This is a genomic window from Geotalea uraniireducens Rf4 (assembly GCF_000016745.1).
GTDB lineage: Bacteria > Desulfobacterota > Desulfuromonadia > Geobacterales > Geobacteraceae > Geotalea > Geotalea uraniireducens.
The window spans coordinates 653,333-675,539 of the sequence record NC_009483.1 but is presented as its reverse complement, the minus strand read 5'-3'; the positions used below and the strand labels follow the sequence as shown (position 1 = coordinate 675,539).

Sequence of the window (22,207 nt, the reverse complement as noted above, 5' to 3'; positions counted from 1 at the left end):
ACGGTTCATTACTACCATGGTGTTATATTGTTCCAGCGGTTGCTGTCCGGCCAGGTGGTCCCGGTATTGCCCGGGGCGCCGGCATGGCAACTGCTGGTCGCCTCGTAGCTTGCCGAATTGCCGAGCACATTGCCTATGGGGAAACCGCGGTGCTGACCGGCATAAGAATGGGCTCTGCCGCCATTGCCGAGGGCTGTCGCTTCTTTATCTGCCGTCCAGGCCTGCCCGCCCGAAACCCTGTAGCCGCGGTGCTTCGAATCGAGACAGTTGGTCGTCAGGAGCCGCGGCAGCCCGGAATTGTGCGGCGCATGGCATTTGGAACAGGTATAGGAATGCTCCGTCGGTTTAGAGGTGTCCCCCCATCCCTTGACCGATTCATGGACCCTGTCGACACCCTTCCATGCCGTATTGTTCGGGACGCCGTCCGTCAGGTTTTCTTTCGGATGGCAGCGCAGGCAAAGCCCGGCAAACCTGGACGCGTCCTCGCCGATACGGGTCGAACCGCCGAAGGTTGTCCGGTCGATGTTGTAGTTGGTGACCGGCGGGGTACCTCCGTATCCAACCCTATCGGGCCAGGTAAATGCCTTGCCCCAGGAGAGGGGGGGGACTGACGTGGCCCCGGAAGTATCGGGAGGAGGGCTGTCCTCCTTGTAGGGGGAGGTCATCCAGGTGCCTTTCAGAAGCGGCACGGCGTATCTTTGATTCCCACCCAGCGAAGTGCTTACGCCGTGGGGATCGTGACAGGGGGTGCAGAGGCCGTTTATCTCACCCTTTGCAGAATAATTGAGAAAGGCGGCTTCCCTCGGTATCATGTGTCCGCTGACGATATCCTTTTTGCTTGTTCGATAAGGGAAACGGACGGTCGAAGCCTTTGTCCCGTTGCCGAAGCGGGAAGTGTCCTTGTATCCCATGATCGGCGCTGTCGCTCCGAAGGTGGAATTGTACCCCCAGGGGGTGATGCCCGCGGCCGGCGTGTTGTGGCAGTCGAAGCACTGCCCTGCGCCGGCGCTGTATGGGTTCACGGCCCCCGGCGTGCTATTGAACGAGGCCTTGTAGGTCATGGCATAGCCACCTTTGCCTGCCTGGGTTTCTTTCAGGTTGCCGCCGTTCCGGGTACCGTTGAACGTCACATAGCTCGACGTCACGCCGACCAGCTTCGAGCCGTGGGAACTGTGGCAGTCGAAGCAATGGACGTTCTGGCTGCCATTCCTCGTATTGGGGATGGCTGCGTCAAGACCGTTCGCCGGATCGAAACCGCCGGCGTTGCCCACCGCGTTGCCGTGGGCAGATAAGGCCTTGGCGACCGTGTCCTTCTTGGTCACATTCGGATAGGTGGTCGAATTGTATTTGCCCCAGGGGGTAGTCCCCATCTGGGAATAGCGGGCATCGATGCTCTGGCCGTCCCAGGCATACTGCCTCGGGGTCTTGCAGTCGCCGAAGATCGTTTGGTTATCGTTATTCCGGTCGCTGTGGCAGGAGAGACAGACATTGGTCAGCTTGGCCGCCTCTCCCCTCTCATTGGCCGTGCCGATGTTGGCGGCAATGAACTGGACGGCAGTGGTGGAATTGTAATAGGTGGGCCTTTCCCCCGCCTTCCACACCACCAGGTCCACCTTGGCGTTTTTGACCGAGGTGTAGAGCTTGTAGTTGTAACCCTCATGATGCCTGACGTCGATGAGCCCTTCCGGCGTCGACTCCCAATGGCAGGCATAACAGTGCTTGTTGGTTACATCCACCCCCTGCACGTGGTGGGATGTGCCCCGCATCTGCCCCATGACGTCCATCCGCATGCCTACGGTCCCGGCATGGCACTTGGTGCAGTCCCGCGGCTGGCCGAAACCCGAATGCCTCGGCACCGGCTTGTTGAAGTGGCAGCCGGAACAGCTCTGGCTGTTGGCATGGCTGTCGCTGAACCTGTGCTCGTGACAGACGGTGCAGACGCGGCTGGCATTGTGCCCGTCGCCGCTCGATCGGGTGAAGTGCTTGCTCTCCGGCGTATGGCAGACATTGCAGATGCCGTTGTAGGGCGCCTGGGTCCGGGCATAGTCGAGACCGCTCTGCTTTTTGTTGAAGACCACATCGGCCCGCGTCTGGGGAATGCCGAAGGTGCCTTCTGTCGATGTGGCGACCTTGCTCTGGACCATATAGATGTTGCCGTCCCCATGGGGATCGTGGCAGTCCCAGCAGAACTTGCCCCCCAGCCAGACGCCGTTCTGCTGGTACGCCCTGTAATGCTTATAGCCGAAGTGGACCGACGAGGCCCGCGCCTTTTTCGGCTTGATGAAGCCGGTGCCCGGGTCAAAGCCGAGGGAATATTTGACCTTTTTTGCCTCGGTATCCATTTTATGGCAGCTGTTGCACTTGTCGCCGCTGTCATCGTCATGGCACTGGAGGCAAACACCCATCATCAGGTACTGATTTTTCACATCCTTTTTCTGGTCGCTGTTCCACACCCCCGCATTGGCGTTGTGCCCCTTGTGGGATGAAAAGTTGTCGAACAGACCGTTGTCGGAATCGTGGCACCCCCCCGCGGCGCCGGTAATGCAGTTGTCGACATGGCTGTGGCCGGAAAACCTGACCTCGGTCGTGCCGTCGCTCTTTCTAAAGAGAATACCGCTGCCGGTCGCCTGGGGAGCAAGGGATTCGGGCTGGTCCACGTGGCAGGCCACGCATTCGCTCCCGTCGCTTTTGCGCTCCATGTGACAATAAACGCACTCCTTTTCGAAGCGCTGGACGAACTGCGGATGGAGGCGGAGCCTGAAAGGATTGGTCGTGTCCTTATGCAGGACGGTGTTGTCGTGGCAGTACCAGCAAGGATTGCCGGGGAAATTTGCCGCGGGATTGCCCGATGAGGGATAGCGCCCTGCCGTGGAATACCTGCCGTGACCGGTGGTCACCCACTCGACCAGACTGATTTTCGCCTCCTGGCCGATCCTCGTTTCCGCACTGTTGCCCAAAGAGCCGAAATCATCGATATCCGCCCCGGTTACACCATGACAGCTGAGGCAGATGACGGCGCTGTTGACGGAGCCCCCCCAGACTGGATCGGTGCCGCCGGTATGACAGGCGGTGTTGGAACAGGTCTTGGCCACCGCGTTATATGAACCGCCATCCATGAACACCACATCTTTGGTCCTGTTGACGTGATAGGCCGGGTCTATGTGGGCATATTCCCCCATTTTGCCGGCGGGGATGCCGTTGGTGTGACAAGAATCGCAGGTGCCGTTGGCAATGGTGGCGGCGTGGCATTTGTCGCAGGTGAAGCTGGTTTCCGTATGGCGGGGGTGCGAATTTGCCCGTTGCGTTCCGGGGCCTTCATTGTGGAACATGGGGATGGCGGCCTTCCACTCCTGGCCGGCCGGCCATTGATACGAAGAGTTGTTGCCGAATATGGACGGAAGATTCCACACCTTGCCGGTGTTGTAATCGATCCGGTTGTCGTGGCAGTTTTTCGTCGAGCAGGAGCCGCGGGGGTGGCCGTGGCAAGTATTGCACTCGGTCTTCCCCTCAGTCCAGGCAAAGGGCCTGACGTTCTCCGGGTTGGCAGTGCCGTCGCTATGACAGTAAATGTTGTCGCAGGACTTGGTGGCCGGATTGTAGGTCGGCGCCTCTTCCCCCAAAATGGACCATTGCGGCGAAATGGCCACATCTTTCGCACCATTGGTGTGTTTCGTCCTGTCCTTGATGTTCCCGCTGCCGTCGACAGTATCGTTGTGACAATAGCTGCATGGGTATTTTCTGATCCACTGCGGACCGACCAGGCGTGCATGGCCGTTGCTGGTCATGTTGAGGGGCGGGGTGCAGGCGTTCCCGGCCGATGACCAGACGCCGAGGATCGGCTGCCCCGTACAGTTGGCTTCGGTGCTGTCGCCGGTCCGCCCCCTGTGGCAGGAATAACATTGCATCGGTGCGGTGTCGGTCCACTTCACGGCAACGGTCGGGGCTCCGCCTGCGCCGTTGCTGTGACAGTAGGTACTGACGCACCCTTTATCGCTTTGGTTGTAATTGCCACCTTCCGTGAAGGCCACGTCTTTGGTTTTGTTGACATGGAGGGTTTTATCGGTGATGGTGTTCTGTTCATTGACAGTTGCGACGGTTCCCACATGGCAGCGGGAGCAGGCAAAGGCATAGCCCGAAGGGCCGGTATGCTTGCCGTGCCTGCCGCTCAGGTCGGTGGTATCTCCGGCCCCGCTATGGCAGCCGGTACAATCCAGCGTTCCGCCCCATACGGCTTGGGTTTTCGCTGCGCCTTCCTTGCCGTCGCTGTGGCAGTAGAGGTTCGTGCAGGCACCGTTTCTGACCGGGTTCCGGCTGGGAAGGTAGTTGGGATAGGTTAAATTGATTGCCTGGGAGTAGTCGCCACCGCTGTTGGGTGCGGCGGCAAAATCGAGGATCAGCCCTCTGCCGGGATTGCCGGCGCTGGTGGCGTGGGCAAAGGTGCTGTGGCTGCTGTGACACGTGCCGCAGCTCTCGGTGCCGGTGCCGTAATAGTCGCCATGCTTCTTGCCGATGCCGATTATAGCCGGGTGATTGCCGTCATCCGGCGGAAAGCCGTGGCAGGCGCTGCATCCGGCGGGAACGGTCAGGGATGCGTCCCCCCAAGGGGGTGTTGTTGTTTCGAAGTGGCAGTTGACATTGGAACATGAACCGAGCTCGGGGGACGGAGTCTGGGGAAAGGGGGTCGTATAGTGATTATAGACGGCGGGCTCGGGTGAATTCTTGATATTGGTGGAGAGTTGTATCAATCCGTCCCGGTGGCCGGGGACATAGCCGTCGCTCCCCGGATGGCAAAGAACGCAGCTTGATCCGGTGGCGTTGGGAGGGAGATGGTTGCGATGGGTTCCCTGGAAGCCTCCGGTGGTGACGTTTCTGTAGGCGGCGTCCAGCGGCCGGTTGTCCCCGCTGCTCTTCGTGCCATGGCAGTCATAGCATTGCAACGAAGCTTCCGCCGTACCAGCCCATATGAGCATGGCGACCAGCAATAAAAGCCTAAGTGTGGTCAAACTATCTTTCCCCTGAACATTGCTCAAGGTGCACCCCCTGTAGACTAAGTCGCAAATCGGAAACGCAGGACAAGCATTGTTATTACTTCCGGCCGGGCTGATTCATACGCGCCCATAACATGCCCATTGCAAAACCTGATGAAAATATGTAATAACCACGTCATCATAGCAGCGAAATGACTTGATTCTTTTCTCTTGACCGCCCGCAAACAATAATAATATTTTATTAAAATACGGTCACAAGCCGAATTAAGTAACGCACTGTAATAATATTTTTTTTATTACCATGCAATAATTGTTCCGCTGCAAGCAGGCGGCCTTCGTACTACATTTTTACGTCATCCGCCGCAGGACAGCGCAGGCCGGGCGTTTATGGTTTGCTGCCGCGACGGGGGATGATTTTTACACACACTATTTTCGGGGGGTGCCAACCAATGAACGACCTGATCAACGGATTTACCATGGCTTATGACGACAACGGCGTGGGGCCGGCCGTGCTCCTTATCCACGGGTTCCCCCTCAACCGCCGCATGTGGCTCCCCCAGGCAGAAGCCCTCGCTGCCGCCGGCTATCGGGTCATCGCGCCGGACCTGCGCGGATTCGGTGAAAGCGATGCACCCGGCAGCGGCTATTCCATGGAGCTTTTCGCCGACGACATGATCGCCCTTCTTGACCACCTCGGCATTGAACGCGCCGTTGTCGGAGGCATGTCCATGGGTGGCTATGTACTGCTCAACATGCTCGAACGCTATCAGCAACGGATTGCGGCGGCCTGCTTCATCGTCACCCGCAGCGGGGCCGACGACGAGGCAGGCAAGGCAAAACGCCTGGCCATGGCTCGGGATGTCGCAACCTTCGGCTCGCAGGTTGTGGCCGATATTTTTGCCAAGCTTCTGTTTTCAGATGAAACGATGAAGAACAGGCCGGATTTTCCGGCGCAGGTAGCCTGCTGGATGCGGGCCACAGACCCGCTTGGGCTAACCGGGGGGCTACTCGCCATGGCTGACAGGAAGGATTCGACCCCGCTTCTTGGAAACCTGCGCCTACCGGCGCTCGTCATCGGCGCGGAGGAAGACCGGGCAATACCGCTGGAAAACGTCGGCATCTTCACCGCCGCCCTGCCCCAAAGTACCAGCTGCATTATTCCGGGTGCGGGGCATATGGCAAACATGGAGCAGCCGGAGGCGTTCAACGCCTGCCTGTTGGAATTTTTGAAGGGGATCGGCATTGAATAGCAGTATTTTGCATTAAAAACAGGAGCAAAGCCCATGGACTATGTATTGCTTATATCCGCTATAGTCGTCGCCGTTGCCGTCTGGTTCATCTTCAGATCCAAGGTGGAGTTTGCCTATCAGAAAGGGAGGGACGAACTGGAGGCAGAGACTGCGACACTGACCGAACGTCTCCAGGGTAAAGATCTGCAGATCGGCGAGCTTAAAGCGCAGCTGGCAAAAGGGGCAGAAGAAATCTCCGACCTGAGATGCGAGCTGAAGGCGGAGGCAGAGAAAAGATCGGCAGCAGAAGAGAAAAACAGCAGGATACCGGAGCTGGAAATGCGGCTGAAGACCAGGGAAGAGCAGATGCGGCAGGTGTTCGAGGAGAACTCCGCGCTGAAGGCAAAGCTCTCCTCTCTTGCCACCCAGCTCCATGAGGAACGCAAGGCCACCGAGGAGAAGCTGGCCATCCTCGATGCTGCCCACGTCAAGCTGTCCGATGCGTTCAAGGCACTTTCCGCAGAGGCTTTGAAGAGCAACAACCAGTCGTTCCTGGACCTGGCGAAGGTAGCCCTGGAAAAGTTTCAGGAGGGGGCCAGGGGTGACCTGGAACTGCGGCAAAAGGCCATCGACGAGCTGGTCAGGCCGATGCGGGAGTCGCTGGAAAAGGTCGACACCAAGATCCAGGAGTTGGAAAAGACGCGCGTCTCCGCCTATGTCGGCCTCACAGAACAGATCAAGGCCATGGCCGCCGGCCAGATGCAGTTGCAGGGGGAAACAGCCAACCTGGTTAAGGCGTTGCGCACGCCGACCGTGCGCGGCCGCTGGGGGGAAATCCAGCTGAAGCGGGTGGTGGAGATCGCCGGAATGGTCAACTTCTGCGACTTTCTGGAGCAGGAATCCGTCAGCGGTGAAGATGGGCGGTTACGCCCGGACATGGTGATCAAGCTCCCCAACGGCAAGAACATCGTCGTCGACTCAAAGGCGCCGCTGATGGCTTACCTGGAGGCTCTTGAAGCCGGAGACGAAAAGGAACGGCTCCGCCACCTGAAGGAACATGCCCGCCATATCCGGGTCCACCTGACGAAGCTCTCCGCAAAATCCTACTGGGACCAGTTCCGGCCGACCCCGGAATTCGTGGTCCTGTTCCTCCCCGGCGAAACGTTCTTCAGCGCCGCTCTGGAGCAGGATCCGAGCCTCATCGAATTCGGCGTCGAGCAGAAAGTCATCCTGGCGACACCGACCACCCTCATAGCCCTGCTCCGGGCGGTGGCCTACGGCTGGCGGCAGGAGCAGATCGCCGAGAACGCCCAGGCCATTTCCGACCTGGGGAAATCCCTCTACGACCGGATTGCCACATTAGCTGGGCATTTTTCCGACGTGCGCAAAGGACTGGAGCGGGCAGTGGATTCCTACAACAAGGCGGTAGGCTCGTTGGAAACAAGGGTGCTGGTGACCGCCCGCAAATTCAAGGATCTGGGTGCGTCCACCGGCAAGGATATCGAGAGCGTCGAAGGGCTGGACAAAACAGCCCGCAACCTGGACTGGCTTGAATCGGAGGAATAAAACGGGCGGCGCCCCGTGCGTGTGATTTTCTGCCGGCATATTTGCGGGTACCGGAGCGACTCATTTCCAGATTTGCGATCGGGCCAGCAGCTCAGCCTTGAGACTCTCATCAATGAAACTCTGCTCGATGGCGTCACGCACCCAGGATTCCTTGCACTGGGCCAATACCTTCGCGGCCCCTTCCGCCACTGCCGGGATATCGCTCCAGAGGGCGTTGCGGATCGAACGCAGCTCGTTGGCATCGGCTTTTCTGTCGTCGGCCAGCTCGCGGCATTGGCGGCAGAGCATGGCAAGCGTCTCCATGGCGGGCGGCAGATCGGGTTGATGATCCCAGACCCGCAGATCTTCCTTGCTTTCGCACCATTCGCACTTGAAGCCGGCACGTTTGCCGATGGCTTTGCCGAAGGTGCCGATGTCTTCCTGTCGCTCTTTATTGGCCTTATAACCTTTTGCCATGCCTACCTCGATTATTTCCCGGGTTCACCCTTATGCGATCCGGGTCATTTTATGGACAGTTTTCCCTTCGATCATGCTGGCGACTGCGCCAACGTAGGCTTTGTAATGTTCTGTGTTTATGTGCTCTCCCAGGCTGGCGGCAGATTCCCAGGTTTCGTAGAAAACGAACACAGCCGGATCGTCATTGTCCTGGTGTAGCTTGTACTCGATGCAGCCGCTCTCTTTCCTCGTCGGCGCGATCAGCTTGAGCAGTTCTGCTTTGACAGCCTCGACGGCATCCTTCCTGGCTACTATTTTTGCAACTACGGTTATGTTCATTGTCTCTCCTGTATCGTGCACATTTCGTTCAAGGGTTCCCATGCTTGCCGATCCGGCATGAGCCGCCATCGCAGTGCGTCCTTTTCGGCAGATAGGGACGGACCCGCGCGAATCCCTTGTACAGCAGGCGGGCGAAAGGCTTGACCACGGGCATGCGGATGACAGCCCCCAGTACACCATAGATGGTCGAGGTCGGGAATGCCTGCCAGATGGCCCAGAACGCCTCTACGCCCCGATAAACCGCGCCGCTCTGATCAATCACATGCAGCTCGTACATGAATGCTTCCAGGGGGATGTGGTAGGGCTCCGGGTCAAAGTCCCGGGCGCTGATATCTACTGGCAGGAGCTTGCCGCCGTGATCCTCACGCAGGTAGTGCTCAATCTCCGTGGCGCATACGGAGCATGAGCCGTCATAAAATACGCGAATTGGAAACTCTGGCTGCTTTGGCATGGTCATCCATAGTAAAAGGCCATTGCGTGGCGTTGGTCATGATGAAATGGCCCCTTTTTCGGGCTTTTGTGTGCGTTAAATCAAAGCCTCAATCCCTTTGCGATCAAGGATGTTCAGAAGTTTCAGGGATGGACCGCCGGGGTGCTTCTCGCCAATCTCCCATTTCTGGATTGATAAAAGACTGGTATTGACATTTTGTCTCATGATTATCCAATTAAGTATGCTGTCCCCAGAAATCCCCACACGTTCTCCCTGAATCTCGACCAAATAGTCGCCGGTATTGCAAAATTGCAAGGTAATATTGCAGACTTGATGACGAATTGAATAGCATAAAATCAAAGCCCAGAGGTGTCTGTTCTGGTAATGTTTAGAAGTTGAACCTGCCCACCGATTGGTGCCCATTCAGCTCGGGGTTAATGATTTCATGATTTGACCTAATGATTCCCTTATGATTATGACCTGGACCGGAGAATGTAGCGGGTGGCCCGTCCAGCGCCAATGCGCTCCACTAAACCCTCTTCGATAAGCTTCTGGAAATCGGCAAATATCACCGGAGCCGACACATTAAAGCGTTCCTGACAAATTTTGCTGGTTAAAATTTCGCCTTGTACCAGTGCCGCCATCATCTGACGCTGTCGTTCAGTCAGTCGTGCCTCCACCGCCGATGACACTAACGCCGGAATATTGGTCGGCGTCTTTATCCGGTCATAATTGCCATCCGGGCCGGAAAGCGTGACGACAAAGAAACCATCCTGCTGGTCAATCTTTGCCTCGTTGAGCCCGTGGTCAAGCATGGCGTCGCGCATGCGTGCAAAGCCGCTGCCGCGCTGCTCCATCTTGTCGAGAGTGGCGAGTGTCTGGGCAATGAGTGGATTACGCGAACAGGGACGGTATCCGCCCCGGCGGAGCTTGGCCAAGGTAAGGGGCTTGAGCGGCGGTCGTGAAAGCGCTTGTAGGTGTGCCCGGCCCTTTTGATCTCTTTGATCAACTCGTTGGTTTCTTCTGACCGGCCAGCGTCAGTGGCTCCCTTAATAAAAATAATGGTCGGGAGTTGCAAATCCTGGGCGAGACGATACTCATAGTGCATGGCTGAAAAGTCGCCATCCCGCTGGCCGTATTCGTTGGCTATGAGCAGCACATACACGGCACAGTCCCGGAGGGAGTCAAGGTAGGGCCGAGATGCCGGATGCGAAGGTGGGGGTTCCTTCTCGAACAGCACCGGCGTGCAGTGTTGAAGAAGGAAGGGATCGGTCGCGATGAGACTAGCCACGGAGGCCCGCTCCAGTTCAAGTTCCTTCTGCACGGAACTTATGAAAATTCTTTTTTTTTGCGCTCATACGGACTGCCTCTGCTTCAGATTTGAGGTGTTGCAAACCAATATTTGGAATTTGCCTTTACCAAGACCACTCACGCCTTCATTTTTGGCTGGGTTCTTCACCAAATTGCATAATTGCACGCCTGCCCCCGCAGCCCCTCCCTCTATTTTCCCTTATTTTCTAGAAAGATACTCCTCCCGAGCCTTGTCCAAGTTCTCTTTCTTTTGCCAAAATGCCTTATGAATGAGTTCATATTCTTCTTTTGTGCAGATACTTTTCCATGTTTCTGAGATCGACGGAATAAGATCAAATCTAGATTTAAGATTTTCACATGGATAATCAGAACATTCTCCACAATGACTTACGCCTTTTTCCGAAGCACACTGTGCAATGCCAAATTGACATGCTTTGTTGGGAAAGCATCCGTGACATATCATTTCCTCAGGTGTCAATATCTTCGGTCGCGCGACAGCTTTATACCATAGGATCGCAACTTCTTTCAGTTTGCTCTTATCTCCGCTTTGAGTTGCAATATATCGAGGGCAATAGTCACAGACGTCGCCACAGTATCCCATTTTTGTTTTCATTTTTGGTTTATTCTCCTGGTCCAACGGTTGTGAGCTAACCGGCGCGCAGCTTTTTCACGCGCCCGGTTGAGCGCGTTGTTGGACGCGATGCAATATCGACGAGCCGGCCGCTGGCATACTTATGAAGGATGCTAGCAATCAACGTCTGATAGGGCATGCCTTCCTCTGCTGCCCGCATTTGAATATCCTCTAAGTCGTGAGAAGAAAGGCGAATGTTAATTCGTTTGTCTTTTGAAAGTGTCGCCGCAGCACTAGATACATAACGTTCTAGCTCATCCTTCAAGTTAGGTACCGATTGCCATTCTCCCTTTTCAAATGAATTGAGAATGTCCTCTTCATATTTTTTGTCTTCAGTTTTTATTTTACTTTTCATTTTTGTTTTCCTCCGGAAGATACCTTTTCGTGGCGCTTCGGCTTGGAATGATCGTCTTCAGAAAGATTTCATCATTTGTTTCGACAAAAGAAACCAAGAAAGCGTAACCGCGAATACGGACAATAATTATGCGCTGGTTCGGGTATTTATCTTTGTTGGGGTGTTCGACAACATCGAGAATCGCTCCCTGGGACACGGCAACCAGCACCTCCTCAAAGGATATCCCGCGTTCCGCTTTGAGTTGCATGTTCTTATCTGAGTTCCAGTTAATTGGCTTCATAAATCATAGTCCCTTGTGTGCCGTTTGTCATCAGAAATTTATCGTTCAACGGGCCTGGGTTTGACCCGCCGGTTATTTGGGCGGGTCGTAAGTGTTGGACTCTGATTGTAATTGGAACGGCTTGTAAAGTTACGAAATTATGTATTAGTGAGCCGTTGAGAGTTCCTTCATAGCCAAGACGAACTGTATTGGTGATGTGCCAATGTCAGCCGCAATCGTCAACGGGTAAAGAAATATTTTTAAAGCTGAGAGAGAACTGACTGTTTGATAATCAGGTATGGGAGGTACATCTATGATATAGACCTCTGAGGCATTAACCTTATTTACTAGGTAAATCTCGTAACAATTATGGCAATCTGATCTCCTAATAAAATTTAAAAAATATGGAGAAGCAGCTTCGGTTTTTGAAATAAGTACATCAGTAACTCTTTGAAGTTCTATATCACGCTCTTCTTTAAGCAAATTAAGGTTAACTACACTACCCGGTATCAAATTCCAGTTGTTATCACCCGGAGTGGTGCCAAGATAATCCTGGGATGGATAACTTTTTCTTAATATAGTTGCCTTAGAAATGTTTTGCTCTTTCATGAAATGGAGAATGTATTGACTTCTCTCAGTGTCAGAGTTTGTCTTAACCGTGTATTTGTCAAGATCTATAACTGTATACAAGATTCCGCTATGTTTTTGGTATGGCGTGCTATTTATATACTCTCCAAAATAACGGCTCTGCAACGAATCAAGTGGGTAGAGGGAATAGCGACTTTAGGTTGAGCTTGCCTGCAACCAGATAAGCCATGCAGATCAAGTTGTCAGGATTCCGATAGCCTCGTGCCCGAGTTTTGGCTGATTGAATTAGGCTGTTGATGCCCTCAATGAAGCCGCTAGTCAGGCCGCTTTCAAAATGTGCCAGAATGCCATCCCAATGCTCTTTTACAGATTCGGCCATGTTCTTGATGAGTTGGATTGAGCTTGCGGCGGCTTTCCGATGCCATTTGGTCAACAGGGTTTCTGCCTCCGTTCGGCTTGAAGCAAAATAGACGTTCTGAAGGTTCAGCTTGTGCATGTAAGCTTCCGTACTCCTTAAGCTTTGACTGGTGATAATGGCATCCAGGCGCTGTTCCTCTTCCGGTGTCAGGTTCTCTGGATTTTTGAGGAACAGGTTTCTGCTCTTTTTCAGGATTTCAGGAAATAACCTGGCTTCTTGAGCCCTTATCTTACTAAGCTTATCGTTCATAAGCTTGATGACGTGGAATTTATCGAAGGTGACCACGGCATGGGGCAACTGCTCTTTGACACCCTTTATGAATGCCTTGGACATGTCAATAGCAGCGTCTGTGATGCTATCAGGATCGCCGCCATGTGACTTAAGGTCCGCGACGAAGCTCTTGACTGTTTCGTTGTCCTTTCCCGTCGTGCCGAACAAGAGCTTATGCATGTCGAGGTCGAAGAAGAAGGTGACGAATTTCTCGTCATGACTGCGCCCGGCAAAGGTTTCATCCGCACCGACCCTCTTCACCTCGGAGAAGTCTTCTGCGGCCCTTGTCTTCTCGACATAGGATTGAATCAACCGCCATAGACGGGTATCGGTAACGGCAAACAGCCTGCTCATGACCTTCACCGGCAAATCACGAGCCATGGTCATGGCCAGGGCCTCAAACAGCAGCGTAAATCCTGAGCCTGCGCGAGCCCAGGGTACCTGGACCAACTTCACGCCGCAGTCGCTGTTAGGGCACTTTACCCGTGGAACACGCGCATGAAGGTAGGCTTCGTACTGGAAGAAATTCAGATGCCGCCACTCTTTCTCCGTGGTGTCATGGACTGGTGACAACGTTCCGCAGACCGGACAGGGAAAGGTGGCTCCCCGCTGGAAGTCGATGGTTATGTCCAAACGACTTGACTTCTTGTTGAAGTCAACAGAGGTAACCTTCCACGGGATGGCAATTCCAAGAGCAGCACCAAAAAGATCTTCAGGATTCATAGCGATTACTAACCTCCAGGCTGAGTGATGGTGGCCTATCTTACATCAACCCGGCCCAGGCTACCCACTCAATTCGTCGAGGAGCCAAAATAACTTATTTCATGTTTATGGCTATTTGTAGAATATAGAATGTAAAGCTTTTTGCTATCTAGTTTTACAGATTTAGGCTCGCTAATAACTTGATAGCTAACACCGGCATTGTTTAAATTTTTTGTTATCATACAGCATCCTTGTAACAAAAAAAGCAACGAAGAGGCGTAACACAATTTTACAGCCCAATTAGCTGAAACTAACATATTTTCAGTCCCTCCTTTTTTGTCCAACGAATAAGACTTTATGCGGTGCGTAGCGAAGCGGAGCCGCCGCATAAAGTCGTGTTGGACTAAACCGTCTTCGGGCCTGTGCACGTGCTATCTGGATTTTTATACCGATTTTTGTCTTTGGGTGCGTGGATAATACGGGTTTTATGAGGGCAATTCAATAAAGAATTGTTGTTGATTGTCTCATTTATCAGAATTTCTCTGATTCCCTGCCTTGTTTAACCATCGGACTTTACAATTTTTGCCAACTTCGGGCGCAGTTGTGGCGTTGCGCCGGTTTTGTCCCGCGCTGCTTTTCACTGTTTTGTCGTTATTGTCCGTGCCCTTCCTTGCGGCGGGCTTCTCGCTTTACGCGGCAGCCAGCTGATTATCACCATTGTCCCCTCTTCACAGCAGGGACAGCGGCGCTCTGCCGGTGGCGGAGAAGTCTCTTCGTTCTTTTCTTCTTTTGTCTTTCTTCTCTCTGCAAGCAGGAGCTGCAACCGTTTCAGGGTTACTCTATTTCCTGGACTTAAAAGTCCGTAGTAGCGGACCTTGTGAAACCCCTGCGGCAGGACGTGCTGCAGGTAGCGACGCAGGAACTCCTTTACCGGTAGCCGCATATTCTTCCACTCTCTGGTGTCGGAATTCTGGTAGCGGAAGACGACCTGACCGTTATCCAGGGCAAGAATACGGTTATTGGTAATGGCGATGCGGTGGACGTATCTGCCAAGGTAATGGAACACCTTTTTTGCCCGGTTGAAGGTCGGTTTGCAGAAGACCACCCACTCCTTGTCCCAGACTTGCCCAGGAAAGATCACCTCGGGAAGTGCTTTTCTGGCCATCTTCATGAACCGGTAGCGAAAGCCCTTTGACAGGGCTTTCACCGGCACGAGGTACTTCTTGCGGGACTCCCGCCATTGGCCGTCTTTATCAAGTCCGCCGGCGGGGACCAGCATATGCACGTGGGGATGGTGCTCCAGAGCTCTTGTCCAGGTATGCAGGATGCAAAATCCGGAGTAAACTGGACACCGATTCCGATATAAACTGGACACCAATTCCGGAAAAGGTTGGACAGTCATTCCGGTTTTGAATGGACACCGATTCCGGTTTTAACTGGACACTTTTTCGGGATTTCCGGAATAGGTGTCCAATCTTTTCCGGACTAACTTTTTTTCATCTTCCTGTCACATCATCTACCATCTTCGGAAAAACTTTCCGGAGGCTATGGTGAAGAAAGGCAGAAAGAAATCAATGAGAACAGCACGTGAAATTCTAAGACTCCATTTTGAGCACGACCTGAGCAGGCGGGCCATTGCCCGGGCCTGTGCAGTTTCTCCCACGACCGTCGGCGATTACCTGGAGCGCATCAAACGATCAGGCTTGGCCTGGGCCGCCATTTCTGCCCTTGACGACAGTTCTTTGAAAACTCGTCTCTACACCGAAGGTCGTGGCGCTCCTTCTCGCAAGCCTCTTCCCGACTTTGATTATCTGCGCCTGGAGATGAAGAAAAAAGGGGTAACCCTTCAACTTCTCTGGGAAGAATACCGGTCAATCCATCCTGACGGCTATAGCCGCAGCCAGTTCTGCGAACTTTACCAGAAGCACGGCAAGAGACTAGATCCGGTCATGCGCTTCGATCACAAGGCCGGGGAGAAACTGTTCGTCGATTTCTCCGGAGATCGCCCCTCATATGTTGACCGTGAGACCGGTGAAGTTGTTGTGCCGGAACTGTTTGTCGCGGCCTTGGGAGCCAGTTCCCGGATTTTTGCCGTGGCGGTCGCCAGTCAGCAGATCCCCGACTGGACCATGGCGCATATCGGCGCCTTCGAATACTTTGGCGGCGTTCCAGCCGTTGTGGTTCCGGATCAACTGAAGTCGGGGGTCAAGACCTCCTGCAAGTATGACCCGGAAATCAATCCGGCTTACGCTGAACTCTGTGCCCACTACGGCGTGACAGTGATCCCCGCCCGGCCCCGTGAACCCCGCGACAAGGCCAAGGTGGAAAACAGCGTCCTCATCGCCCAACGGCGGATACTGGCGGCCCTGCGTAATCGCACCTTCTTCTCGCTGGCGGAGCTGAACGACGCCATTGCTGTGGAGCTGGAGAAACTGAACGACCGCCCCATGCAGGGGGTCGGCAAATCGAGAAACCAACTCTTTGCCGAGATTGACCAACCGGCGCTGAAGGCTTTGCCCGCACAGCGGTTTCTGCTGCAAGACTGGAAGAAAGCCAAAGTCCACATTGACTACCATGTGGCGGTGCAGGGCTCTTTTTACAGCGTGCCCTATACGCTGATTGGCAAGGAAGTGACGGTCTGTATCACTGCCACAATGGTAGCCATCCTCCATGACGGCAAGCGCGTTGCGTCCCATGCCCGCACCCACAAGAAGAATGTCTATATTACCCTGGAAGCCCATCGTCCCCCCAGTCACCAACAGTACCTGAAGTGGACCCCGGAGAGGATGCGGCGCTGGGGAGAAAGCATCGGTGCGCAAACCGGCGCAATGATCGAAGCCATCATCCGGACAGCGGCTCATCCCGATCAGGCCTACCGCCGCTGCCTGGGGCTCTTGAGACTGGCTACAAGGTACGGCGATGGCCGACTGGAACTGGCCTGCGACCGGGCGCTCAAGCTCCAGGCCATCGGCTACCACTGCGTCAAGAATATCCTGGATAAAGGTCTCGAAACAGCCGACATACCGAAGGATGACGAGGAGTCACTGCCGCTGCTCCATGACAACGTCAGAGGGAGCGAGTACTTTGCGGGAGGTGTCCAATGATGTTGGAAATGACCCTCGGCAAACTGAACCAGCTCAAACTCTCCGGCATGGCCGAGGCCTTGACCGAGCAGACCCAGAGCACCATCTACACCGGACTCTCCTTCGAAGAGCGCCTGGGAATGCTTGTTGACCGGGAAATGACCCTGCGGGACAACCGCCGACTGACTAATCTGCTGCGGGGAGCAAGGCTTCGCTACGCCAGCGCCTGTCCAGAGGAGATCGACTTCCGGACACCACGGGGCCTTGCCAAAGATGTTGTCCTCTCTCTGATGCAGAACAGTTGGGTAAAGGGGAAACAGAATGTCATCATTACCGGACCCACCGGCAGCGGCAAAACCTTCATTGCCTGCGCTCTGGCCAACAGCGCCTGCCGTAACGGTCACAGCGCCCACTACATCCGGTTACCGCGACTGCTCCAAGAGTTACACATAGCCAGGGGGGACGGCAGCTACGGCAAGCTGCTGACCCGTCTCGCCAAGTATGCGATTCTGATTATTGATGACTGGGGTCTGGCTAAATTCAACGACAAAGAACGCCGGGACATCCTGGAGGTTCTGGAAGACCGACACGGCATCACCTCAACCATCATCGCCAGCCAGATCCCCACGGAAAAATGGCACGACGCCATCGGTGATCCCACCATTGCCGATGCAGTACTGGACAGGCTGGTTCACAATGCACACATGATCACCATGAAAGGAGAATCGATGCGAAAACTGTTGTCAAAGAACAAGTAAACTGGACACCCTGAAACCACAACCACGACAGAAAGAACAGAAGAAAACCACTGTCCAGTTAAAATCGGAAACCCTGTCCAGACAAAACCGGAATCACTGTCCAGTCAAATCGGCTTGACCACCCGTTTGGAGTGCATGATTGTTTTTAAATCAGAAGGAGATAAGTCATCCATTTTTATTGGGTCCTTTTGACGCTGTCAAATTTCAAAAGATCGCTTTTAATAGTAAAGACACAGGTCAAATCTCCAGCTAGCCTCAATAGGTCACCCTTCCCCGCCATGTCTCTTCTTCCCACTTAATAAAAAAACCACCAATCAGCATATCCCTGACACGGCGGCTTCAACAACACTCTATATATTTGCCACTACTCCAACCATCCCCCAACTCCCATAACAATACGAATGAAATAAAAGCCCCACCTTTGTACACCCGCTCCCAACAAGGTGTCAACCAGTATTAATGCTTTTTTAACAGCAAAAACAAAGGGTTCACACTACGACGCCTCGTGGCGGCATCGAGCAACCTCGGTTATTTATTTTCCTGATTAGAACTAATCTTCCGCTCCATTCTTCTCCCCCTCCCTTAGATGGGAGGGGGCAGGGGGGAGGGGGCAAAATGAGACATTAAAAATCAGCTGGTTGCACCCCCACCCCAGCCCTCCCCCATCAAGGGGGAGGGAGTATTTTCGGAGTTGCGGAACATTCGTACTAATCAGCTTTATTTTTCTCTTCCTTTACAAACCCTATCTTCTTCCGCTTCGGTTCCGGTGGCGTCATGATCTGCCGCATGGCATCAAAAACTATGGCGAATTGAGCGTCGTACTTCATTTCCAGTTCATCCAGCTTTTTCGCTAAATCCTTGTGGGACGCGATCATCTCCCGGAGCTTCACGAACGCCCGCATGATAAGGATGTTCACTTCGATGGCCCGGTCGCTGTTGAGAACGCCGGAGAGCATGGCAATTCCTTGCTCGGTAAAGGCATACGGCAGATACTTCCGATGTGAGCCTCGCCCTTTCTTTAAGGTCACAAATTGTGACCTTAAAGCTGTCGACTCGGTATATTCCTCTTCGCTCAACTGAAACATGAAATCGGGGGGAAATCTCTTGGAGTGGCGTTTAACCGCCTGATTCAAAACCTTGGTCTCCACCCCGTACAGCTCCGCCAAATCCTCATCCAGCATGACTTTCTGCCCGCGCAGCAGGAGAATTTTATCCTGGATTGTTTCTACAGGTAGCAAGAGGCCACATGGGTGTCACCACATGGGTGTCAGAGGCCACATGGGTGCCAGGTCTCCACCTGTGACAATGTCATAAGTGGAGACCTGACACTGTCGGTTTCTTCCTGTTTGCCGTTCTCAGCGGTCATTTAACCGGTAACAGTTTATTACCAGTTGACTACTCTCCACTATGCCATTCAGGTCAGACCTCTTGCCGACGAGGATATCTCGGGCGGTGTCAATGCGGAGTTTGGCATCGCTGTCGAGCATGGGTTATTCCTTAAGTTGTTTAATCGCAGCCGCAGAAGTAAGCACCTGCATCTGGCGAATGGCTATTGCGTTGAGACGCTTGAGGCGTTCCCCTTGCGACAGTCCCATGTGAATGAGTTCGGCATTCATTCCCTCGATATTGGCCAGCACCAGCAATTGCTCAATAGTGGCGTACTCGCGCATGTTGCCTTCCATCTCGGGGTTGGTATCCCGCCACTGTTTGGCTGTCTGGCCGAAGAGAGCAACATTAAGCACGTCCGCTTCGTGGGCGTAGATGATGGTGGCCTGCGAGGCGGTTACTGCAGCTGGAACCAGATGCGCCTTGATCGCATCGGTGTGGATACGATAGTTAAGCTTGGAAAGGGTGCGATTCAAATTCCAGGCGAGCGACAGGCGGCGATTTTCATCCTCCTTGAGACGCTGAAATTCCTTTATGAGGTAGAGTTTGAACTCCGGACTTAGCCACGAACCGAACTCAAAAGCAATGTCGCGGTGAGCGTAAGTACCACCGTAGCGGCCTGCTCTCGCGATCAGCCCTTTGGCTCCAGTAAGTTCGATCCATTTTTTGGCAGACAGGAAAAAGCTGTTCCGGCCAGCCTCATTTTTAATTCCCTCGAATTCGAGGGAATTAAAATCGGGGTTATTGATACGTTCCCAGACACCGAGGAACAGGACTGTGTCCTTGTTCTTGAGCCACTGCTCAATCAGCGCGCCTCCGCCATCAAAGTTCCGCACCATGTCGGTGAGCGAAATATAGTCCTCTCCTTGTTGCGAAAGGATGCTAATGGACGATCCCTGAACCTCGATGGTACTCTTTTTTGCTTTGCTCATGTAAGGTAGCCTTTGGTGTGTGATGGTGTCAAATTCCGCGAATTTTCCACTCGTCCGCTATAAGAACAAAAGAGACATTTTCAACTGTCCGATATTTTCGGACACTTCATCTTGGTTCCACACCCCCCAATCTACTTATTATCTCCGGATCAATTTCAATGGGGTCTTCAGGCAAGAGAAGGGGTCTGCCTCGACACAAGACAAATCACCAGTCAGCCTCGAAAGATCAACCTTCACCGCCATGCCTCCTCTTCCCCACCCAACAAAAAAGCCGCCAATCAGTATATTTCTGACCCAGCGGCTTCAACTGCACAATACTTTTGTCACTACTCCAACCATCCCCCGGCTCCCATAACAATACGCATGAAATAAAAGCCCCACCTTTGTACACCCGCCCCCAACAAGGAGTCAACCAGTATTAATAATATTTAAAACGGGGATCGGGGATCGGGAATGTTCACATCTTCGGTTTCCGTTTTTTGTCCTTGAGAAAATCTTCCCTGGTAAGTTCAACGTCACGAAGAATCTTGGCGAACAGACCGGGGCCGATGTTCTCGCCCGCATGGATTGGAACGACCGTCGCCCGGCCGTCAGCATGTTTCAGGAAGAAATGACTGCCTCGTTGCCGGTCAACGACAAAACCGTACTTCACCAGTACCGCGACAACCTCTTTCCCCTCCAGAGCAGGGAACCGGGTCATACGGCGATTCTCTGTATGCCGATCAGGTGTTTCCGTGGGCGTTTCCCCTTGTCCTCTTCCCGGCAGAGCTCAATTGCTTCGCGCACTCGCTCCATCAGTTCATCAAGCGACTTGGCCTGGGTGTGGCAGCCATACAGCTCAGGCACCTCGGCCACGTAAAATCCGGCCTCATCCTGTTCGATAATAACGGTATATTCTCTTTTCATCACGTGGCTCCTTCCCGCGTCCGCTGCTTCTTTGCCTGGACAAGCCAAGGCAGACATCTTTCCGACAACTGCTGCAAACCCTATCCATTCAAAGTTTTACCAGATTCCCTTACCTATTGCCATTAAAAATCGAGGAAAAACTGGAGAGAAAAACTGGAAGGTCAGGTTTAACATATAAACATTCTCAGCGTTGTCCGGTTTGGTTTGTGCATCAAGGTTGTTAAGCCCCATTAGGGGCGTTCGAATGTAGCCGGGGGATTCATCCCCCGGATGAGATGCTATATTTCCCCACGTCACGTACGTGACGTGATGATATTTCGCCTGGATGACCGGGGAATGAATTCCCCGGCTACCAGTATTCTGTCCCTACGGGACGTAAGCAAAAACCAAACCGGACAACGCTGAAACATTCTTCAACTATTTTCTCCGCTGTATTCTCTCCACACGCCGATCACCTCTGCTTTATTCGTAATTTCCGGAAGCGTACAACACTTACCCCCGAAATCAAAAAAGCCACCAATCAGCATATCCCTGACCCGGCGGCTTCAACTACATTCTATATATTTGCCACTGCTCCAACCATCCCCCGACTCCCATAACAATACGCATGAAATAAAAGCCCCCATCTTTGTACACCCGCCCCCAAAAGGGAGTCAGCCAGTATTAATATTTTTTTAACAGGAAAAACAAGGGGTAATCGCACCATTCACACATCAGGACAGTCCACCTTCGTTCGCCCCTCCGTTTTAGCTTCACCCCTCCCCCACGGCAAGGACAAACCCCTTGCCTGAGCTGGACAAACGTGATATTTAAGTTAAGAAGTTCCGAGGTAAAGCTAATGAAAATAACCATCCTCGGCTCCGGCACTTCCACTGGTGTGCCGATGGTCGGCTGCAGTTGCCCGGTCTGCTCTTCGGAGGACCCGCGGGACAAAAGGACGCGCGCCTCCATCATTGTGGAATGCAGCGGCAAATACATCCTGGTCGACACCTCCACCGACCTGAGAAAACAGGCAATCCGGGAAAGGATTCCGCACATCGATGCCGTGCTTTTCACCCACTCCCACGCAGACCATATACACGGCATCGACGACCTGCGCGGCTTCCACTTCATCCACCATAGAGTCATCCCCTGCTACGGCAGCGAAGACTCCATTGAGACGATAGCCAGGAATTTTTCCTATATTTTCAAGGGAATGGAAACAGCAGGCTATTCACCGCTCCTGGAACCGCACGTTGTCAACGACCGGATTGAACTGTTCGGCTGCGCCATCGACCCCATCCCCCTCTTGCACGGCACGATGCCGGCCACCGGCTACCGTTTCAACGATATGGCGTATCTGACCGACTGCAGCGCGATTCCCGACCATTCCCGGGCAAAACTTGGCGGGCTGAAGCTTCTGATAATCGACGCCCTCCGCTACACCCCGCACCCCAACCACTTCAACATCGAAGGGGCACTCCAGGTAGTGGAGAAACTGCGGCCGGAGCGGGCGGTGCTTACCCACCTGACCCATGAAGTCCCCTATCGGGATGGGGAAAAACTCCCTGCCGGCGTGGAATTCGCATATGACGGCATGACCATTGACATGTAAAGCCGCCTTGCAATACGGTTTACACTG

20 protein-coding genes and 2 pseudogenes are annotated in these 22,207 nt (G+C 53.7%); 5 read left to right on the top strand and 17 right to left on the bottom strand.

What is annotated here, in order from left to right; translation table 11 throughout:
* Positions 1-11 precede the first annotated feature (11 nt).
* The gene (locus GURA_RS02925) at positions 12-5,030 is read right to left on the bottom strand and encodes a CxxxxCH/CxxCH domain c-type cytochrome (RefSeq protein ID WP_011937510.1); all 5,019 of its coding nucleotides are present in this window, start codon (positions 5,028-5,030) and stop codon (positions 12-14) included.
* Positions 5,031-5,437: 407 nt separating this feature from the next.
* Here GURA_RS02925 and GURA_RS02920 point away from each other — a divergent pair, with 407 nt between their 5' ends.
* Both GURA_RS02920 and rmuC read left to right on the top strand, forming a co-directional pair.
* Positions 5,438-6,238: an alpha/beta fold hydrolase gene (locus GURA_RS02920; RefSeq protein ID WP_011937509.1), complete on the top strand. Its 801-nt coding sequence runs from the start codon at positions 5,438-5,440 to the stop codon at positions 6,236-6,238.
* 33 nt (positions 6,239-6,271) lie between these two features.
* Entirely contained in the window at positions 6,272-7,783 is a 1,512-nt protein-coding gene (rmuC, locus tag GURA_RS02915; protein ID WP_011937508.1) for a DNA recombination protein RmuC, read from the top strand.
* A gap of 60 nt (positions 7,784-7,843) precedes the next feature.
* Here rmuC and GURA_RS02910 read toward each other — a convergent pair whose 3' ends face one another.
* The 11 genes and pseudogenes from GURA_RS02910 to GURA_RS02860 form a co-directional block, all read right to left on the bottom strand.
* Positions 7,844-8,239, bottom strand: coding sequence for a hypothetical protein (locus GURA_RS02910; protein WP_011937507.1), 396 nt, complete (start codon positions 8,237-8,239; stop codon positions 7,844-7,846).
* Between the two features lie 30 nt (positions 8,240-8,269).
* Positions 8,270-8,557, bottom strand: coding sequence for a putative quinol monooxygenase (locus GURA_RS02905; RefSeq protein WP_011937506.1), 288 nt, complete (start codon positions 8,555-8,557; stop codon positions 8,270-8,272).
* 28 nt (positions 8,558-8,585) lie between these two features.
* Complete coding sequence (locus tag GURA_RS02900; RefSeq protein WP_041245243.1) at positions 8,586-9,008, bottom strand: thiol-disulfide oxidoreductase DCC family protein; 423 nt, start codon at positions 9,006-9,008, stop codon at positions 8,586-8,588.
* Between the two features lie 452 nt (positions 9,009-9,460).
* Positions 9,461-9,925 (bottom strand): ATP-binding protein, encoded by a 465-nt coding sequence (locus tag GURA_RS24865; RefSeq protein ID WP_083764754.1) that lies wholly within the window; start codon positions 9,923-9,925, stop codon positions 9,461-9,463.
* A 158-nt stretch (positions 9,926-10,083) separates the two neighbouring features.
* A pseudogene (locus tag GURA_RS25250) lies at positions 10,084-10,320 on the bottom strand (DUF4062 domain-containing protein); the annotation flags it as partial.
* A 177-nt stretch (positions 10,321-10,497) separates the two neighbouring features.
* Complete coding sequence (locus GURA_RS22595) at positions 10,498-10,911, bottom strand: DUF3795 domain-containing protein (RefSeq protein ID WP_011937503.1); 414 nt, start codon at positions 10,909-10,911, stop codon at positions 10,498-10,500.
* Between the two features lie 34 nt (positions 10,912-10,945).
* A complete protein-coding gene (locus GURA_RS02880; protein WP_011937502.1) occupies positions 10,946-11,284 on the bottom strand; it encodes a CopG family antitoxin in 339 nt (112 codons plus the stop codon).
* Complete coding sequence (locus GURA_RS02875; RefSeq protein WP_011937501.1) at positions 11,274-11,564, bottom strand: BrnT family toxin; 291 nt, start codon at positions 11,562-11,564, stop codon at positions 11,274-11,276. Before GURA_RS02875 ends, GURA_RS02880 begins: the two co-directional genes overlap by 11 nt.
* Positions 11,565-11,708: 144 nt before the next feature.
* A complete protein-coding gene (locus GURA_RS02870) occupies positions 11,709-12,233 on the bottom strand; it encodes a hypothetical protein (RefSeq protein ID WP_041245240.1) in 525 nt (174 codons plus the stop codon).
* A gap of 67 nt (positions 12,234-12,300) precedes the next feature.
* The gene (locus GURA_RS02865) at positions 12,301-13,542 is read right to left on the bottom strand and encodes an ISL3-like element ISGur7 family transposase (protein ID WP_011937500.1); all 1,242 of its coding nucleotides are present in this window, start codon (positions 13,540-13,542) and stop codon (positions 12,301-12,303) included.
* A 616-nt stretch (positions 13,543-14,158) separates the two neighbouring features.
* A pseudogene (locus GURA_RS02860) lies at positions 14,159-14,848 on the bottom strand (IS91 family transposase); the annotation flags it as partial.
* 223 nt (positions 14,849-15,071) lie between these two features.
* Between GURA_RS02860 and istA the strand changes: the two are divergent.
* Positions 15,072-16,625 (top strand): IS21-like element ISGur9 family transposase, encoded by a 1,554-nt coding sequence (gene istA, locus GURA_RS02855; protein ID WP_011937498.1) that lies wholly within the window; start codon positions 15,072-15,074, stop codon positions 16,623-16,625.
* Entirely contained in the window at positions 16,622-17,362 is a 741-nt protein-coding gene (istB, locus tag GURA_RS02850) for an IS21-like element ISGur9 family helper ATPase IstB (RefSeq protein ID WP_011937497.1), read from the top strand. Before istA ends, istB begins: the two co-directional genes overlap by 4 nt.
* Positions 17,363-18,069: 707 nt before the next feature.
* On the opposite strand, the gene GURA_RS02845 is transcribed toward istB, so the two are convergent.
* The 5 genes from GURA_RS02845 to GURA_RS02830 form a co-directional block, all read right to left on the bottom strand.
* Positions 18,070-18,600, bottom strand: coding sequence for an ORF6N domain-containing protein (locus GURA_RS02845; protein ID WP_011937496.1), 531 nt, complete (start codon positions 18,598-18,600; stop codon positions 18,070-18,072).
* 117 nt (positions 18,601-18,717) lie between these two features.
* Complete coding sequence (locus GURA_RS25070; RefSeq protein ID WP_268741735.1) at positions 18,718-18,849, bottom strand: hypothetical protein; 132 nt, start codon at positions 18,847-18,849, stop codon at positions 18,718-18,720.
* A 3-nt stretch (positions 18,850-18,852) separates the two neighbouring features.
* A complete protein-coding gene (locus GURA_RS02840) occupies positions 18,853-19,680 on the bottom strand; it encodes a KilA-N domain-containing protein (RefSeq protein ID WP_011937495.1) in 828 nt (275 codons plus the stop codon).
* 457 nt (positions 19,681-20,137) lie between these two features.
* On the bottom strand, positions 20,138-20,380 hold the full coding sequence (locus GURA_RS02835) for a type II toxin-antitoxin system HicA family toxin (RefSeq protein WP_011937494.1): 243 nt from the start codon (positions 20,378-20,380) through the stop codon (positions 20,138-20,140).
* Positions 20,377-20,586, bottom strand: a complete 210-nt coding sequence (locus GURA_RS02830) for a type II toxin-antitoxin system HicB family antitoxin (RefSeq protein ID WP_011937493.1) — start codon at positions 20,584-20,586, stop codon at positions 20,377-20,379. The genes GURA_RS02835 and GURA_RS02830 overlap by 4 nt, the downstream gene beginning before the upstream one ends.
* 838 nt (positions 20,587-21,424) lie before the next feature.
* On the opposite strand from GURA_RS02830, the gene GURA_RS02825 reads away from it, so the two are divergent.
* On the top strand, positions 21,425-22,180 hold the full coding sequence (locus GURA_RS02825) for a GPMC system MBL fold metallohydrolase (RefSeq protein WP_011937492.1): 756 nt from the start codon (positions 21,425-21,427) through the stop codon (positions 22,178-22,180).
* Positions 22,181-22,207 lie beyond the last annotated feature (27 nt).

Excerpts from the sequence above, each read along its gene's own strand:
- rmuC (WP_011937508.1), top strand. The coding sequence starts at position 6,272 with ATGGACTATGTATTGCTTATATCCGCTATAGTCGTCGCCGTTGCCGTC.
- GURA_RS02865 (WP_011937500.1), bottom strand. The coding sequence starts at position 13,542 with ATGAATCCTGAAGATCTTTTTGGTGCTGCTCTTGGAATTGCCATCCCG.
- GURA_RS25070 (WP_268741735.1), bottom strand. The coding sequence starts at position 18,849 with ATGCTCGACAGCGATGCCAAACTCCGCATTGACACCGCCCGAGATATC.
- GURA_RS22595 (WP_011937503.1), bottom strand. The coding sequence starts at position 10,911 with ATGAAAACAAAAATGGGATACTGTGGCGACGTCTGTGACTATTGCCCT.
- GURA_RS02835 (WP_011937494.1), bottom strand. The coding sequence starts at position 20,380 with ATGACCCGGTTCCCTGCTCTGGAGGGGAAAGAGGTTGTCGCGGTACTG.
- GURA_RS02840 (WP_011937495.1), bottom strand. The coding sequence starts at position 19,680 with ATGAGCAAAGCAAAAAAGAGTACCATCGAGGTTCAGGGATCGTCCATT.
- GURA_RS02880 (WP_011937502.1), bottom strand. The coding sequence starts at position 11,284 with ATGAAAAGTAAAATAAAAACTGAAGACAAAAAATATGAAGAGGACATT.
- GURA_RS02910 (WP_011937507.1), bottom strand. The coding sequence starts at position 8,239 with ATGGCAAAAGGTTATAAGGCCAATAAAGAGCGACAGGAAGACATCGGC.
- GURA_RS02875 (WP_011937501.1), bottom strand. The coding sequence starts at position 11,564 with ATGAAGCCAATTAACTGGAACTCAGATAAGAACATGCAACTCAAAGCG.
- GURA_RS02830 (WP_011937493.1), bottom strand. The coding sequence starts at position 20,586 with ATGAAAAGAGAATATACCGTTATTATCGAACAGGATGAGGCCGGATTT.
- GURA_RS02900 (WP_041245243.1), bottom strand. The coding sequence starts at position 9,008 with ATGCCAAAGCAGCCAGAGTTTCCAATTCGCGTATTTTATGACGGCTCA.
- GURA_RS02825 (WP_011937492.1), top strand. The coding sequence starts at position 21,425 with ATGAAAATAACCATCCTCGGCTCCGGCACTTCCACTGGTGTGCCGATG.
- istB (WP_011937497.1), top strand. The coding sequence starts at position 16,622 with ATGATGTTGGAAATGACCCTCGGCAAACTGAACCAGCTCAAACTCTCC.
- GURA_RS02905 (WP_011937506.1), bottom strand. The coding sequence starts at position 8,557 with ATGAACATAACCGTAGTTGCAAAAATAGTAGCCAGGAAGGATGCCGTC.
- GURA_RS02920 (WP_011937509.1), top strand. The coding sequence starts at position 5,438 with ATGAACGACCTGATCAACGGATTTACCATGGCTTATGACGACAACGGC.